Here is a 15,097-nt window from a genome sequence, read left to right on the forward strand (position 1 = left end):
TCAGCCGAGCAGCGCGCTCAGCCGCTCGGTCCGTGCGGCTCGGCGGGCGTGTACCTCGTCCCGCCGGGCCGCCGCCTGGCGCAGCGCGTCCTTGCGCTGCCGGGCGGTGAGCCGGTCCAGGTAGAGGTGGCCGCGGGTGTGGTCGGTCTCGTGTTCCAGGCAGCGGGCGAAGTACCCGGTGCCCACGATCACCAGCGGGACGCCCTCCCGGTCCTGCCCGCGCACCACGGCACGTTCGGGGCGGGGGAGGTGCATCAGAGCGCCGGGCACCGACAGGCACCCCTCGCCGTCGTCGAGCAACCGGCGCCCGACCGTGGGGGATTCGAGCACCGGGTTGACGATGTGCCCGAGGTGCCGGTTCCCGTCGTCGTCGGGGCAGTCGTAGACGAACAGGCGCAGATCCACCCCGATCTGGTTGGCGGCGAGCCCGGCGCCCTCGGCGACGTACATGGTGCGGAACATGTCGTCGATCAGCGCGGCCAGGTCGGGGCCGAACTCCGTCACGTCACGGCACGGCCGGTGCAGCACCTCCTCGCCGGTCTCGGTGATCCGGCGCACCGTGCCGCGCGCCGCCTCGGGGGCGTAGCGGGAGTGGTGGGCGACGGGGGTGCCCTGGACGAACACGCGTGGCATCGCGGTCTCCTTCGTGTCTGCCTGCGGGCCACCGGGTGGGGGCCCGCAGGGCGAGCATGGCAGGAGACGCGTCCGGGCCGCCGTCCCTCGGGGGAGGGGCGGCGGCCCGGAGCCGTTGTGCGGGACCGCTCAGAGGACGCGGACCGCGCCCGTCGGGGGGTCGTAGGAGAGGGGCTTCTCGACGATGCCCGTGGAGGGGTTCTGGGCGCCGACGAACATGCCGTCGCCGACGTAGACCGCCACGTGGTAGGCGCTGCCCGCGCTGCCCCAGTAGAGGATGTCGCCCGGCTGGAGGCTGCTGAGGGAGACCTGGGTGCCGGCGGTGGACTGGTCCTGGGAGACGCGCGGGAGGCTCACGCCGACCTGCTTGAAGGCCGACTGGACCAGGCCCGAGCAGTCGTACGCGGAGGGGCCGGTGGCGCCGGAGACGTACGCCTTGCCGAGCTGGGCCTTCACGAAGGAGATGACGGCCGCGGCCGAACCCGTCGCCGTGGAGGCGGTCGTGGAGTCCGACGAGGAGGCGGACGTGGTCGTCGCCGCCGTGAGCGTGGGGCGCTCGGCGCTGCGGGAGGCGCGGGCGGCGGCCTCCTTGCGGGCGGCCTCCTCGGCCTTCTTCTTTGCGAGTTCGGCCTTGTGCTTGGCCTCCGCGAGGTCGGCCTTGGCCTGCTTCGCGGCGCTCGCGGCGGCGGCGTCGCGCTCGGCCAGGAGCTGGTAGTTGGCCGCGGTCTGCTGGGTGGCGTCCGCGGACTGGGCGACCTGGGCGGCCAGGTCGGAGGTGAGGGTGGGGAGTTCGAGCGTCTGCGTCACCGGCTCGGCGGCGCTGGCCGAGCCGGATGCCCCGGCGACCGCCAGGGTGCCGAGGACGCCACCGGCGACACCGGCCCGCACGGCGATTTTCGACGCGCTGCGGCGGGGCTTCCGGTGGCTGCGTATGAGAGCGGTGTGGGACATGGGAACAACCGGTACCAGGGGCTCCTTCATATCTTCAAGAAACGTGTGGTGCGCCACAGTTGTTCAACGGCGGCCCCGAATGCCGGTCCTGTCGCTCTTTATTGACGCCGTAACGGACATTGCGGGCAGCGCTTAACAGGGCTTTGATCACGCTCTTTGATCATTAAGTCCGAATTGCCCCGCGCCTACCATCGGTTCGGATGGTTGGCCAAGCCCGGTTCTCATGTCCCTCTCACGAGTGTGGTGGAGGTCACGGAACGGTTACCGGGGCGACCGCGTCCCGCGCGGAAGCGGCTCGTGAACGCGCGCACGCGCCCCCCGCCCGTCCACATCGCGCCCCGCGACTCCCTCCCCGGTGTGAACGCGATCCACTATCAGGGCACCCCGTCCAGCGCGAATTTGCATGCAGGGGAATTCTCTTGATATTGAGACGCCCCTTCCGAGCTGCGAAGACGAGCGAAAATGTCACTTCTGGTGACCACCTGGACGCTTCTAGTGTGAAGATCACCCATCATCCGACTTCATGATCGTTCGTCAGGTGGCGGAGATCACAAAGCTGAGGTAATACCCCGTGTCGCAGATCACAGATCGGCGGGCATAGGATGCGAGGCAGTTGGGCTTGTGACCCGCTTCACATGTTCTCGATCTTCGCCGGGACGACGGGGGTCCGGGGGCCGGTGGGGCGGGCCCGAGTCCCGTACAACCGCCAGCAGTCAGTGCCGACTGAGAGGAGCGAGGAGCGGTGAACGCGTATGCGCCCATCCTCGTACTGGGAGCCCTCGGGGCAGGCTTTGCGATCTTCTCCGTGGTCATGGCCACGCTGATCGGTCCGAAGCGGTACAACCGCGCCAAGCTCGACGCCTACGAGTGCGGAATCGAGCCGACCCCCACGCCGGCGGGCGGCGGGCGCTTCCCCATCAAGTACTACCTGACGGCGATGTTGTTCATCGTCTTCGACATCGAGATCGTCTTCCTCTATCCCTGGGCCGTCACCTTCGACTCCCTGGGGATCTTCGGGCTCGTGGAGATGCTGCTGTTCGTGCTCACCGTCTTCGTCGCGTACGCGTACGTGTGGCGGCGCGGCGGCCTGGAATGGGACTGAGGGGCCTTTAGACATGGGACTCGAAGAAAAGCTGCCGAGCGGCTTCCTGCTGACCACGGTGGAGCAGGCCGCGGGCTGGGTGCGCAAGGCGTCCGTCTTCCCGGCCACCTTCGGACTCGCCTGCTGCGCCATCGAGATGATGACCACCGGCGCCGGACGCTACGACCTCGCCCGCTTCGGCATGGAGGTCTTCCGCGGCTCACCGCGCCAGGCCGACCTGATGATCGTCGCGGGCCGGGTCAGCCAGAAGATGGCGCCGGTGCTCCGCCAGGTCTACGACCAGATGCCCAGCCCCAAGTGGGTCATCTCGATGGGCGTCTGCGCCTCCTCGGGCGGCATGTTCAACAACTACGCGATCGTCCAGGGCGTCGATCACATCGTGCCCGTGGACATCTACCTGCCCGGCTGCCCGCCCCGCCCCGAGATGCTGATGGACGCGATCCTCAAGCTCCACCAGAAGATCCAGCACACCAAGCTCGGCGTGAACGCCGTCGAGGCGGCCCGCGAGGCGGAGGAGGCGGCGCTCAAGGCGCTGCCCATCATCGAGATGAAGGGGCTGCTGCGGTGAGCGGCGAGAACGGCACCGGCGGCGCGCGCGGACCCGGCGAGGACCCCGAGCGGGACACCGCCAACCTGCCCGGCATGCGCGGCGCGGGCGGCGAGGAGATCCGCGTCCAGCGCGGCATGTTCGGCGCCAACAACGGCGGGGACACCTCCGGTTACGGCGGCCTGGTCCGCTCGGTCCGGCTGCCCGGCGCTTCCGCCCGGCCCTACGGCGGCTGGTTCGACGAGGTCGCCGACGAGCTGGAGGGCGCGCTGGAGGAGCAGGGCCTGCTCCCGGAGAACGCCCTCGACAAGACGGTCGTGGACCGGGGCGAACTGACCTTCCACGTCGAGCGCGAGCACCTCGTCCGGGTCGCCCGCACGCTCCGCGACGACCCGGCGCTCCGCTTCGAGCTGTGCACCGGCGTCAGCGGCGTGCACTACCCGCACGACACCGGCCGCGAGCTGCACGCCGTCTACCACCTGCGCTCGCTCACCCACAACCGGCTGATCCGGCTGGAGGTGAGCGCCCCCGACGCCGACCCGCACATCCCGTCCCTGGTCCCGGTCTATCCGACCAACGACTGGCACGAGCGCGAGACCTGGGACTTCTTCGGGATCGTCTTCGACGGCCACCCGGCGCTGACCCGGATCATGATGCCGGACGACTGGCAGGGCCACCCGCAGCGCAAGGACTACCCCCTCGGCGGCATCGCCGTCGAGTACAAGGGCGCCCAGATTCCCGCTCCGGACCAGCGGAGGTCGTACTCGTGAGCACGCAGTCACCCGACGCCTCCGCCGCGTCGGCCCGTGAGACCACCGAGGGCACCGTCTACACGGTGACCGGTGGCGACTGGGACGAGGTCGCCGAGTCCGCGGCCCGCGCCGACGACGAACGCATCGTCGTCAACATGGGCCCCCAGCACCCCTCCACGCACGGTGTGCTCCGCCTGATCCTGGAGATCGACGGCGAGACGGTCACCGAGGCCCGCTGCGGCATCGGCTACCTGCACACCGGCATCGAGAAGAACCTGGAGTTCCGCACCTGGACCCAGGGCACCACCTTCGTCACGCGCATGGACTACCTGACGTCGTTCTTCAACGAGACGGCGTACTGCCTCGCGGTGGAGAAACTCCTCGGCATCGAGGACCAGATCACCGACCGGGCGTCCGTGATCCGCGTCCTGCTGATGGAGCTGAACCGGCTCTCCTCGCACCTGGTGTGCATCGCCACCGGCGGCATGGAGCTGGGCGCCACCACGATCATGATCTACGGCTTCCGTGATCGTGAAATGATTCTCGACCTCTACGAACTCATCACCGGCCTGCGGATGAACCACGCGTACATCCGCCCCGGCGGCCTCGCACAGGACCTGCCCTCCGGCGCGGTGGACCAGATCCGCGAGTTCGTCAGGAAGATGCGGAAGAACCTCCCCGAGTACGACAAGCTCGCCACCGGGAACCCCATCTTCAAGGCCCGTATGCAGGACGTGGGCCATCTCGACCTGGCCGGCTGCATGGCGCTCGGCGCCACCGGCCCGATCCTGCGCTCCACCGGCCTCCCGCACGACCTGCGCAAGGCGCAGCCGTACTGCGGCTACGAGACCTACGACTTCGAGGTCCCGACCGCCGAGAGCGCCGACGCCTACGGCCGCTTCCTGGTCCGGCTGGAGGAGATGCGCCAGTCGCTGGACATCGTCGAACAGTGCCTGGACCGGCTGAAGCCCGGCCCGGTGATGGTCGCCGACAAGAAGATCGCCTGGCCCGCCCAGCTCGCCCACGGGCCGGACGGACTCGGCAACTCCCTGGACCACATCAAACAGATCATGGGTACCTCGATGGAGGCCCTCATCCACCACTTCAAGCTGGTCACCGAGGGCTTCCGGGTCCCGCCCGGCCAGGCGTACGCGGCCGTCGAGTCGCCCAAGGGCGAACTCGGGGTGCACGCGGTCTCCGACGGCGGCACCCGTCCGTTCCGGGTCCACTTCCGGGACCCGTCCTTCACCAACCTGCAGGCGATGGCCGCGATGTGCGAAGGCGGCCAGGTCGCCGACGTCATCGTGGCCGTGGCCTCCATCGACCCCGTGATGGGAGGCGTGGACCGATGACCACCAGTTACCCGGAGCGCGGCGTCGGCCTGGGCATGCCCGAACTGCCCGCCCCCGCCTACCCCGACGACGTACGGGCCCGGCTGGACGCCGACGCGCGCGAGATCGTCGCCCGCTACCCCGGCTCCCGCTCGGCCCTGCTGCCGCTGCTGCACCTCGTACAGGCGGAGGAGGGCCATGTCACCCGTACCGGTATGCGCTTCTGCGCGGAGACGCTCGGGCTGACCACCGCCGAGGTCACCGCCGTCGCCACCTTCTACACGATGTACCGGCGCAAGCCGTCCGGTGACTACCAGGTCGGCGTGTGCACCAACACGCTGTGCGCGGTCATGGGCGGCGACGCCATCTTCGAGTCCCTCCAGGAGCACCTGGGCGTCGGCAACGGCGGGACCACCGAGGACGGCAAGGTCACGCTGGAGCACATCGAGTGCAACGCGGCCTGCGACTTCGCGCCGGTCGTGATGGTCAACTGGGAGTTCTTCGACAACCAGACCCCCGACAGCGCCCGGCGCATGGTGGACGACCTGCGCGCCGGACGCGAGGTGGCGCCCACCCGCGGGGCCCGGCTGTGCACCTTCAAGGAGACCGCGCGCATCCTCGCCGGTTTCCCCGACGAGCGCCCCGGCGCCGTGGGGGAGAGCGGCGGCGCCGGACCCGCCTCGCTGACCGGGCTGCGCCTGGCCCGCGGCGAGGGCGGCCCCGCCCGCGTGGTCCACCCGCGCGACGGCGGCCCGCACACCGAGGGCGCCGACGGCACCGGCACCGCGGTGCACGACCCGTCGCCCACCGAGCACCTCAGCTCGCACGACGAGCCGCAGGAGACGTCGGCCTCCGACCCGGCGCACCCGGCCGGACCGACCGCCGAGGAGGGGGAGTGATGACCGTGGCCGCCGAAGTGAGGGACACCAGCCCCGAGAAACTGCTCTCGCCGGTGCTGTCCGCGTTCTGGGACGAGGACGACGCCTGGACGCTCGACGCCTACCACCGCCACGAGGGCTACGAGGGCCTGCGCAAGGCCCTCGCCATGTCCCCGGACGACCTGATCGCCTACGTCAAGGAATCCGGGCTGCGCGGACGCGGCGGCGCCGGGTTCCCGACCGGCATGAAGTGGCAGTTCATCCCGCAGGGCGACGGCAAGCCGCACTACCTCGTCGTCAACGCCGACGAGTCCGAGCCCGGCACCTGCAAGGACATCCCGCTCCTCTTCGCCAACCCGCACAGCCTCATCGAGGGCATCGTGATCGCCTGCTACGCGATCCGCTCCTCGCACGCCTTCATCTATCTGCGCGGCGAGGTCGTCCCCGTCCTGCGGCGCCTGCACGAGGCGGTCCGCGAGGCGTACGCGGCGGGCTACCTCGGTGAGAACGTCCTCGGCAGCGGCCTGGACCTCGAACTCACCGTGCACGCCGGGGCCGGGGCGTACATCTGCGGCGAGGAGACCGCGCTGCTCGACTCCCTGGAAGGGCGGCGCGGCCAGCCCCGGCTGCGCCCGCCGTTCCCCGCCGTCGAGGGGCTGTACGCCTGCCCGACCGTGGTGAACAACGTCGAGTCCATCGCCTCCGTGCCCGCGATCATGCTCCGGGGCAAGGACTGGTTCCGCTCGATGGGCAGCGAGAAGTCACCCGGCTTCACGCTGTACTCGCTCAGCGGACACGTGGCGAGCCCCGGCCAGTTCGAGGCGCCGCTCGGCATCACCCTGCGCCAGCTCCTCGACATGAGCGGCGGGATGCGCCCCGGCCACCGGCTGAAGTTCTGGACGCCCGGCGGCTCCTCCACCCCGATGTTCACCGACGAGCATCTCGACGTACCCCTCGACTACGAGGGCGTCGGCGCCGCCGGTTCCATGCTCGGCACCAAGGCGCTCCAGTGCTTCGACGAGACCACCTGCGTGGTCCGCGCCGTCACCCGCTGGACCGAGTTCTACGCCCACGAGTCCTGCGGCAAGTGCACCCCGTGCCGTGAAGGCACGTACTGGCTGGTGCAGTTGCTGCGCGACATCGAGGCGGGCAAGGGCGCGATGTCCGACCTGGACAAGCTCGCGGACATCGCCGACAACATCAACGGCAAGTCCTTCTGCGCGCTCGGCGACGGTGCCGCCTCACCGATCTTCTCCTCGCTCAAGTACTTCCGCGAGGAGTACGAGCAGCACATCACGGGTCGGGGCTGTCCCTTCGACCCGGCCAAATCGACGGCCTGGGCCGACCGCCCGGAGGTGGACGCATGACCGTGACCACGAGTGCCCCCTCCGGCGGAGGGGAGGCGGCGGTCCCACCGGAGGACCTCGTCACGCTGACCATCGACGGCGCCGAACTCAGCGTGCCCAAGGGCACGTTGGTCATCCGCGCCGCCGAGCAGCTCGGCATCGAGATCCCCCGGTTCTGCGACCACCCCCTGCTCGACCCGGCCGGCGCCTGCCGCCAGTGCATCGTCGAGGTCGAGGGCCAGCGCAAGCCGATGGCGTCCTGCACCATCACCTGCACCGACGGCATGGTGGTGAAGACCCAGCTCACCTCCCAGGCGGCCGAGAAGGCGCAGACCGGGGTGATGGAGCTGCTGCTCATCAACCACCCGCTGGACTGCCCGGTCTGCGACAAGGGCGGCGAGTGCCCGCTGCAGAACCAGGCGATGTCCCACGGCAACGCCGAATCCCGCTTCGAGGGCCGCAAGCGCACCTACGAGAAGCCCGTCCCCATCTCCACCCAGGTGCTGCTCGACCGGGAGCGGTGCGTGCTCTGCGCCCGCTGCACCCGGTTCTCGAACCAGATCGCGGGCGACCCGATGATCGAACTGGTCGAGCGCGGCGCGCTCCAGCAGGTCGGCACCGGCGAGGGCGACCCCTTCGAGTCGTACTTCTCCGGGAACACCATCCAGATCTGCCCGGTCGGCGCGCTCACCTCGGCGGCCTACCGGTTCCGCAGCCGCCCCTTCGACCTGGTCTCCTCGCCCTCGGTGTGCGAGCACTGCTCCGGCGGCTGCGCCACCCGCACCGACCACCGGCGCGGCAAGGTCATGCGGCGCCTCGCGGCCAACGACCCCGAGGTCAACGAGGAGTGGATGTGCGACAAGGGACGCTTCGCGTTCCGCTACGCACAGCAGCGCGACCGGCTCACCACCCCGCTGGTGCGGGGCGCCGACGGTGAACTGGCGCCCGCGTCCTGGCCCGAGGCCCTGGAAGCGGCGGCGCGCGGGCTGAGCGCCGCCCGCTCCCGCGCCGGGGTCCTCACCGGCGGACGGCTCACCGTCGAGGACGCCTACGCCTACAGCAAGTTCGCGCGGGTCGCCCTCGACACCAACGACATCGACTTCCGGGCCCGCGCGCACAGCGGCGAGGAGGCCGACTTCCTCGCCGCCCGTGTCGCCGGACGCGGCCGGGACCTGGACGGCACCGGTGTCACGTACACCGCGCTGGAGCAGGCGCCCGCCGTGCTGCTCGTCGGGTTCGAGGCCGAGGAGGAGGCGCCCGGCGTCTTCCTGAGGCTCCGCAAGGCGTGGCGGGGACACGGCCAGCGGGTGTTCTCGCTCGCCACCCACGCCACCCGCGGCCTGGCCAAGGCGGGCGGCACCCTGCTCCCCGCCGCGCCCGGCACCGAGACCGAGTGGCTGGACGCGCTGGCCGGCGGGTTCGGCCTGGAGGACGACGGCACCCGCGCCGCCGAGGCGCTGCGCGCCGAGGGCGCCGTCATCGTCGTGGGCGAACGGCTCGCGGCCGTCGCGGGCGGCCTCACCGCCGCCGTACGCGCCGCCGCCGCCACCGGCGCCCGGCTGGTGTGGATTCCGCGCCGGGCCGGGGAGCGCGGCGCCGTCGAGGCGGGCGCGCTGCCCGCGCTGCTGCCGGGCGGCCGTCCGGCCACCGACCCGCGCGCCCGCGACGAGGTCGCCGCCGTCTGGGGCCTGGCCGAACTCCCGGCCCGCTACGGCCGCGACACCCACCAGATCGTGGAGGCCGCCGCCACCGGCGAACTCTCCGCGCTGCTCGTCGCCGGGGTCGAGATCGCGGACCTGCCCGACCCGGCCCGCGCCCGCGAGGCCCTGGACCGGGTCGGCTTCCTGGTCTCCCTGGAACTGCGGCCCAGCGAGGTCACCGACCGGGCCGACGTGGTCCTGCCGGTCGCCGCCGTCGCGGAGAAGCCCGGCACCTTCCTCAACTGGGAGGGCAGGGTCCGCTTCTTCGACGCGGCGCTCAAGCCCGACCAGATGACCCGCCGGACCGCCCCCGCCGACGCCCGCGTCCTGCACATGCTGGCCGACGCGATGGACGTCCACCTCGGCCTGCCCGACCTGCGCACCACCCGCGCCGAGATCGACCGGCTCGGCCCCTGGGACGGCCCCCGCGCCACCGAGCCCCTGGAGACCGGGCGGGCACTGCCCCGCCCGGCCGCCGGTGAGGCGGTGCTCTCCGGGCACCGGCTGCTGCTCGACCAGGGCCTGCTCCAGGACGGCGACCCGGCACTGGCCGGTACCCGGCACGCCGCCCACGCCCGTCTCTCGGCGGCCACCGCCGCCGAGGCCGGGGTCACCGACGGCGCCCTGCTCGCCGTCACCGGGCCCGCCGGAAGCACCGAACTCCCGCTCCGGATCACCGACATGCCCGACCGCGTGGTCTGGCTGCCGCTGAACTCCGCGGGCGGGGGCGTCGCCTCCGACACCGGCGCGCTGCCCGGCGCGCTCGTCCGCATCGGCCCGGCCGCCCGCGCCGCAGAGGCCACCGAGGAGGTGGAGGCATGACCGTCCCGTACCTCGCCGCCGAAGACCTCTCGATGTTCGGCCGCGACCCCTGGTGGCTGGTCGTCGTCAAGGCGGTCTTCTGCTTCGCGTTCCTGATGGTGACCGTGCTGTTTTCCATCGTGTGGGAGCGCAAGGTCGTCGCCTGGATGCAGTTGCGCGTCGGCCCCAACCGGCACGGCCCCTGGGGCATGCTCCAGTCGCTCGCCGACGGCGTGAAGCTGATGCTCAAGGAAGACCTGATCGTCAAGCGCGCCGACAAGGTCGTCTACGTGCTGGCACCGGTCGTCGCCGCCATCCCGGCGTTCATGGCCATCGCGGTCATCCCGTTCGGGCCCGCCGACAACGAGATCTCGATCTTCGGCACCCGCACCACCATGCAGCTCACCGACCTGCCGATCGCCATGCTGTACATCCTGGCGGTCGCCTCGGTAGGCATCTACGGCATCGTCCTGGCGGGCTGGAGCTCCGGCTCCACCTACCCGCTCCTCGGCGGCCTGCGCTCCTGCGCCCAGATGATCTCGTACGAGATCGCGATGGGCGCCTCCTTCGCCTCGGTGTTCCTCTACTCGGGGTCGATGTCCACCTCGACCATCGTGGAACAGCAGCACGACCGCTGGTACATCCTGCTGCTGCCGGTCTCCTTCGTGCTCTACGTCGTCACGATGATCGGTGAGACCAACCGGGCGCCGTTCGACATGCCGGAGTCCGAGGGCGACCTGGTCGGTGGCTTCAACACCGAGTACTCGTCCATCAAGTTCGCCATGTTCATGCTCGCCGAGTACGTGAACATGGTGACGGTCTCCGCGGTGACGACCACCCTCTTCCTGGGCGGCTGGCGGGCCCCCTGGCCGATCAGCACCTTCTGGGAGGGCGCCAACCACGGCTGGTGGCCGCTCCTCTGGTTCGTCATCAAGGTGCAGCTGCTGCTGTTCTTCTTCATCTGGCTGCGCGGCACCCTGCCCCGCGTCCGCTACGACCAGCTGATGAAGCTCGGCTGGAAGGTGCTCATCCCGGTCTCCGTGGTCTGGCTGATGCTGGTCGCCTCGGTCCGCGCGCTGCGCAACGAGCACTACGGCTTCGCGGACATCGCCCTCTACGTGGGCGGCGGTGTGCTCGCCCTGCTGCTGATCTCCTTCGTCGCCGACATGTTCCGCGAGCGGCACCGGGCCGCCGAACGGCCCGCCGAACCGGCCGGGTTCGACCCGATGGCGGGCGGGTTCCCCGTCCCGCCGCTGCCCGGCCAGGAGCTGCCGCCGGTGCCCCGGCGCAGCCCGCGCCGGGAACGCGAGCTGATTGCCAGTGGCGGACCCGACACTGTCAGTGACGGACCTGCGGATGGAAAGGAGGCGTCCGATGGCCGATGAGCCCTCGGAGACCGGCACGTCCGGTTTCCAGAACCCCGTCGCCGGCTTCGGCGTGACCTTCAAGGCCATGTTCAAGAAGCGGCTCACCGAGCAGTACCCGGAGCAGCCGAAGACCACCGCCCTGCGCTTCCACGGACGGCACCAGCTCAACCGCCACCCGGACGGCCTGGAGAAGTGCGTCGGCTGCGAACTCTGCGCCTGGGCCTGCCCCGCCGACGCCATCTACGTCGAGGGCGCCGACAACACCGACGAGGAACGCTACTCGCCGGGCGAGCGGTACGGCCGCGTCTACCAGATCAACTACGCCCGCTGCATCCTGTGCGGGCTGTGCATCGAGGCGTGCCCCACCCGCGCGCTGACGATGACCAACGAGTTCGAACTGGCCGACTCCAGCCGCGCGAACCTCATCTACACCAAGGAACAACTCCTCGCCGGACTCGACGAGGGCATGGTGGACAGCCCGCACTCGATCTTCCCCGGCACCGACGAACAGGACTACTACCGGGGCCTGGTCACCGAGGCCGCCCCCGGCACGGTCCGTCAGGTCGCCGTCAGCAAGGGCGAGGTGCCGGGTGAGGCCGCTTCCGAGGAGCCGTCGCGGGAGGTGACCGGACGATGAGCGCGACAGCGCAGCTCGCCGCCTACACCACCTCCACCGGTGAGGCGTTCCAGTTCTGGGTGCTCGGCACGGTCGCCGTGATCGGCGCCCTGTGCACGGTGCTGATGCGCAAGGCCGTGCACAGCGCCCTGTGCCTCGCCGGGACGATGATCGTCCTGGCGGTGTTCTACCTGGCCAACGGCGCCTACTTCCTGGGCGTCGTACAGATCGTCGTCTACACCGGCGCGATCATGATGCTGTTCCTGTTCGTGGTGATGCTGGTCGGCGTCACGGCCGCGGACTCGCTGAAGGAGACCATCCAGGGCCAGCGCTGGCTCGCCCTGCTCTGCGGACTCGGCTTCGGCGTCCTGCTGTTCGCGGGCATCGGCAACGCCTCGCTGACCCAGTTCGCCGGTACCGGCCGCGCCAACGCGAACGGCAACGTGCAGGGCCTCGCGGCGCTGATCTTCACCAAGTACGTCTTCGCGTTCGAGATCACCGGCGCGCTGCTCATCACGGCCGCCGTCGGCGCGATGGTCCTCACCCACCGCGAACGCACCGAGCGCGCCAAGACCCAGCGGGAACTGGCCGAGCAGCGCGTCCGCGAGGGCAAGCACCTGCCGCCGCTGCCCGCCCCCGGTGTCTACGCCCGGCACAACGCCGTGGACATCCCGGGCCTGCTGCCCGACGGCACCCCGTCGGAGCTGACCGTCAGCCGGACGCTGCGCGAGCGCGGCCAGGTCCGGGACGTGTCCGCCGAGGCGCTCGGTGACCTGAAGGCGCTGGAGCAGCGCGCCGAGGAGCGGCTGGACCGCACCCGGATCGAGCCGCCCCACCCCCGGCGGACCGAGGAGGCGTCGAAGTGAACCCCGTCAACTACCTCTATCTCTCCGCCCTGCTGTTCACCATCGGCGCGACCGGAGTGCTGCTGCGGCGCAACGCGATCGTGGTGTTCATGTGCGTGGAGCTGATGCTCAACGCCTGCAACCTCGCGTTCGTGGTGTTCTCCCGGATGCACGGCAACCTCGACGGGCAGATCATCGCGTTCTTCACGATGGTCGTCGCCGCCGCGGAGGTCGTGGTGGGCCTGGCGATCATCGTGTCGCTGTTCCGCGCCCGCCACTCGGCCTCGGTCGATGACGCCAGCCTGATGAAGCTGTAAGGGGTCGGGAGAATCGTGGAGAACCTCATCGCGCTGCTCGTCGCGGCGCCCCTGCTCGGAGCCGCCGTGCTCCTCGTCGGCGGCCGGCGCCTGGACCGCGCCGGCCACTGGCTGGGCACCCTGCTCGCCGCCGCCTCCTTCGTGATCGGCCTGGTGCTGTTCGCCTCGCTGCTCGGCAAGGACGCCGAACACCGCACGCTGGTCCAGCACCTGTGGACCTGGGTGCCGGTGGAGAGCTTCCGCGCGGACGTCGCGTTCCGCCTGGACCAGCTCTCGGTGACCTTCGTCCTGCTGATCACCGGTGTCGGCACCCTGATCCACCTGTACTCCGTCGGGTACATGGCGCACGACGAACGGCGTCGCCGTTTCTTCGGCTATCTGAACCTGTTCCTCGCGGCGATGCTGATCCTGGTCCTCGCCGACAACTACCTCCTGCTGTACGTCGGCTGGGAGGGCGTCGGTCTCGCCTCGTACCTGCTGATCGGTTTCTGGCAGCACAAGCCGAGCGCGGCCACCGCCGCGAAGAAGGCGTTCCTGGTCAACCGCGTCGGTGACATCGGCCTGTCCATCGCGATCATGCTGATGTTCACCACGTTCGGGACGTTCGCCTTCGGCCCGGTGCTGACCTCGGCGGGCGACGCCTCCGAGGGGCGGCTCACCGCCATCGCGCTGATGCTGCTGCTCGCCGCCTGCGGCAAGTCCGCGCAGGTGCCGCTCCAGTCCTGGCTCGGCGACGCGATGGAGGGCCCCACCCCGGTGTCGGCCCTCATCCACGCCGCGACGATGGTCACCGCGGGCGTCTACCTGATCGTCCGCTCCGCCGCGATCTTCAACGGCGCCCCGGACGCGCAGGTCGCCGTCACCGTGGTCGGCGCGGTCACCCTGCTGTTCGGCGCGATCGTCGGTTGCGCGAAGGACGACATCAAGAAGGCGCTGGCCGGTTCGACCATGTCGCAGATCGGCTACATGGTGCTGGCCGCCGGACTCGGCCCCATCGGCTACGTCTTCGCCATCATGCACCTGGTCACGCACGGCTTCTTCAAGGCCGGTCTCTTCCTCGGCGCCGGTTCGGTCATGCACGGCATGAACGACGAGGTGGACATGCGGAAGTTCGGTGGCCTGCGAAAGTACATGCCGGTCACCTTCGTGACGTTCGGCCTCGGCTACCTCGCCATCATCGGCTTCCCGTTCCTGTCCGGGTTCTACTCCAAGGACGCCATCATCGAGGCGGCCTTCGCCAAGGGCGGCACCCAGGGCTGGATTCTCGGCTCGGTCACCCTGCTGGGCGCCGCGATCACCGCGTTCTACATGACGCGCGTGATGCTGATGACGTTCTTCGGCGAGCGGCGCTGGCAGCCGGACGCCGACGGCCACGACCCGCACCCGCACGAGTCCCCGACGACCATGACGATCCCGATGATCGTGCTGGCCATCGGCTCGGTCGGCGCCGGTTTCTTCTTCCACCTCGGCGACCGCTTCGTGCACTGGCTGGAGCCGGTCACCGGACACAGCGAGGGCGACTCCCCGGTCGGCGTCTCCGTCATCACGGCGGCGACGCTGGTCTGCCTGGTCGTCGGTGTCGGCATCGCCTGGGCGATGTACGGCCGCCGGGCGGTCCCGGCCGTCGCGCCGCGCGGCTCGCTGCTCACCCGCGCCGCCCGCCGCGACCTGCTCCAGGACGACTTCAACCACGTCGTCCTGGTGCGTGGCGGCGAGCACCTGACGCGCTCCCTGGTCTACGTCGATCACACCCTGGTGGACGGTGTCGTCAACGGCACCGCCGCCGGGTTCGGCGGGATGTCGGGGCGGCTGCGCCGGGTGCAGAACGGCTTCGTCCGCTCCTACGCGGTCTCGATGTTCGGCGGCGCGGCACTCCTGGTCGCCGCGACCCTGCTGATGAGGGCGGTCTGA

Annotated in this window: 14 protein-coding genes; 12 read left to right on the forward strand and 2 right to left on the reverse strand. The window is 70.5% G+C overall.

All coding sequences use genetic code 11. The features are described from left to right. Nucleotides 1-633, reverse strand: a complete 633-nt coding sequence (gene def, locus KUM39_RS11740; protein ID WP_217785490.1) for a peptide deformylase — start codon at nucleotides 631-633, stop codon at nucleotides 1-3. A 129-nt stretch (nucleotides 634-762) separates the two neighbouring features. Beyond that, nucleotides 763-1,584: a C40 family peptidase gene (locus KUM39_RS11745; RefSeq protein ID WP_217785491.1), complete on the reverse strand. Its 822-nt coding sequence runs from the start codon at nucleotides 1,582-1,584 to the stop codon at nucleotides 763-765. A 742-nt stretch (nucleotides 1,585-2,326) separates the two neighbouring features. Between KUM39_RS11745 and KUM39_RS11750 the strand changes: the two genes are divergently transcribed. Genes KUM39_RS11750 through nuoL form a run of 12 tightly spaced genes read left to right on the forward strand, consistent with a single transcriptional unit; the run spans nucleotide 2,327 to nucleotide 15,097 of the window. After that, nucleotides 2,327-2,686, forward strand: coding sequence for an NADH-quinone oxidoreductase subunit A (locus tag KUM39_RS11750; protein ID WP_217785492.1), 360 nt, complete (start codon nucleotides 2,327-2,329; stop codon nucleotides 2,684-2,686). Nucleotides 2,687-2,699: 13 nt separating this feature from the next. After that, on the forward strand, nucleotides 2,700-3,254 hold the full coding sequence (locus tag KUM39_RS11755) for a NuoB/complex I 20 kDa subunit family protein (RefSeq protein ID WP_217785493.1): 555 nt from the start codon (nucleotides 2,700-2,702) through the stop codon (nucleotides 3,252-3,254). Continuing rightward, on the forward strand, nucleotides 3,251-4,003 hold the full coding sequence (locus KUM39_RS11760) for an NADH-quinone oxidoreductase subunit C (protein WP_217785494.1): 753 nt from the start codon (nucleotides 3,251-3,253) through the stop codon (nucleotides 4,001-4,003). The genes KUM39_RS11755 and KUM39_RS11760 overlap by 4 nt, the downstream gene beginning before the upstream one ends. Further along, nucleotides 4,000-5,337, forward strand: coding sequence for an NADH-quinone oxidoreductase subunit D (locus tag KUM39_RS11765; protein ID WP_217785495.1), 1,338 nt, complete (start codon nucleotides 4,000-4,002; stop codon nucleotides 5,335-5,337). Before KUM39_RS11760 ends, KUM39_RS11765 begins: the two co-directional genes overlap by 4 nt. Next, the gene (gene nuoE, locus KUM39_RS11770) at nucleotides 5,334-6,215 is read left to right on the forward strand and encodes an NADH-quinone oxidoreductase subunit NuoE (protein ID WP_217785496.1); all 882 of its coding nucleotides are present in this window, start codon (nucleotides 5,334-5,336) and stop codon (nucleotides 6,213-6,215) included. The genes KUM39_RS11765 and nuoE overlap by 4 nt, the downstream gene beginning before the upstream one ends. Continuing rightward, nucleotides 6,212-7,561: an NADH-quinone oxidoreductase subunit NuoF gene (nuoF, locus tag KUM39_RS11775; protein ID WP_217785497.1), complete on the forward strand. Its 1,350-nt coding sequence runs from the start codon at nucleotides 6,212-6,214 to the stop codon at nucleotides 7,559-7,561. The genes nuoE and nuoF overlap by 4 nt, the downstream gene beginning before the upstream one ends. Continuing rightward, on the forward strand, nucleotides 7,558-10,062 hold the full coding sequence (locus tag KUM39_RS11780; RefSeq protein ID WP_217785498.1) for an NADH-quinone oxidoreductase subunit G: 2,505 nt from the start codon (nucleotides 7,558-7,560) through the stop codon (nucleotides 10,060-10,062). Before nuoF ends, KUM39_RS11780 begins: the two co-directional genes overlap by 4 nt. Next, nucleotides 10,059-11,426, forward strand: a complete 1,368-nt coding sequence (gene nuoH / locus KUM39_RS11785; protein ID WP_217785499.1) for an NADH-quinone oxidoreductase subunit NuoH — start codon at nucleotides 10,059-10,061, stop codon at nucleotides 11,424-11,426. The genes KUM39_RS11780 and nuoH overlap by 4 nt, the downstream gene beginning before the upstream one ends. After that, nucleotides 11,416-12,045 carry an NADH-quinone oxidoreductase subunit NuoI gene (gene nuoI / locus KUM39_RS11790; protein WP_217785500.1) on the forward strand — a complete coding sequence of 210 codons (630 nt, stop codon included), beginning with the start codon at nucleotides 11,416-11,418 and terminating at the stop codon, nucleotides 12,043-12,045. The genes nuoH and nuoI overlap by 11 nt, the downstream gene beginning before the upstream one ends. Next, nucleotides 12,042-12,890 (forward strand): NADH-quinone oxidoreductase subunit J, encoded by an 849-nt coding sequence (locus KUM39_RS11795; RefSeq protein ID WP_217785501.1) that lies wholly within the window; start codon nucleotides 12,042-12,044, stop codon nucleotides 12,888-12,890. The genes nuoI and KUM39_RS11795 overlap by 4 nt, the downstream gene beginning before the upstream one ends. Next, a complete protein-coding gene (gene nuoK / locus KUM39_RS11800) occupies nucleotides 12,887-13,186 on the forward strand; it encodes an NADH-quinone oxidoreductase subunit NuoK (RefSeq protein WP_217785502.1) in 300 nt (99 codons plus the stop codon). The genes KUM39_RS11795 and nuoK overlap by 4 nt, the downstream gene beginning before the upstream one ends. Before the next feature lie 15 nt (nucleotides 13,187-13,201). Then, nucleotides 13,202-15,097, forward strand: coding sequence for an NADH-quinone oxidoreductase subunit L (gene nuoL, locus KUM39_RS11805; protein ID WP_217785503.1), 1,896 nt, complete (start codon nucleotides 13,202-13,204; stop codon nucleotides 15,095-15,097).

This window comes from Streptomyces corallincola, from assembly GCF_019104725.1.
GTDB classification, from domain to species: Bacteria; Actinomycetota; Actinomycetes; order Streptomycetales; family Streptomycetaceae; genus Streptomyces; species Streptomyces corallincola.

Excerpts from the sequence above, each read along its gene's own strand:
- KUM39_RS11780 (WP_217785498.1), top strand. The coding sequence starts at position 7,558 with ATGACCGTGACCACGAGTGCCCCCTCCGGCGGAGGGGAGGCGGCGGTC.
- def (WP_217785490.1), bottom strand. The coding sequence starts at position 633 with ATGCCACGCGTGTTCGTCCAGGGCACCCCCGTCGCCCACCACTCCCGC.
- nuoH (WP_217785499.1), top strand. The coding sequence starts at position 10,059 with ATGACCGTCCCGTACCTCGCCGCCGAAGACCTCTCGATGTTCGGCCGC.
- KUM39_RS11745 (WP_217785491.1), bottom strand. The coding sequence starts at position 1,584 with ATGTCCCACACCGCTCTCATACGCAGCCACCGGAAGCCCCGCCGCAGC.
- KUM39_RS11755 (WP_217785493.1), top strand. The coding sequence starts at position 2,700 with ATGGGACTCGAAGAAAAGCTGCCGAGCGGCTTCCTGCTGACCACGGTG.
- KUM39_RS11795 (WP_217785501.1), top strand. The coding sequence starts at position 12,042 with ATGAGCGCGACAGCGCAGCTCGCCGCCTACACCACCTCCACCGGTGAG.
- nuoE (WP_217785496.1), top strand. The coding sequence starts at position 5,334 with ATGACCACCAGTTACCCGGAGCGCGGCGTCGGCCTGGGCATGCCCGAA.
- nuoI (WP_217785500.1), top strand. The coding sequence starts at position 11,416 with ATGGCCGATGAGCCCTCGGAGACCGGCACGTCCGGTTTCCAGAACCCC.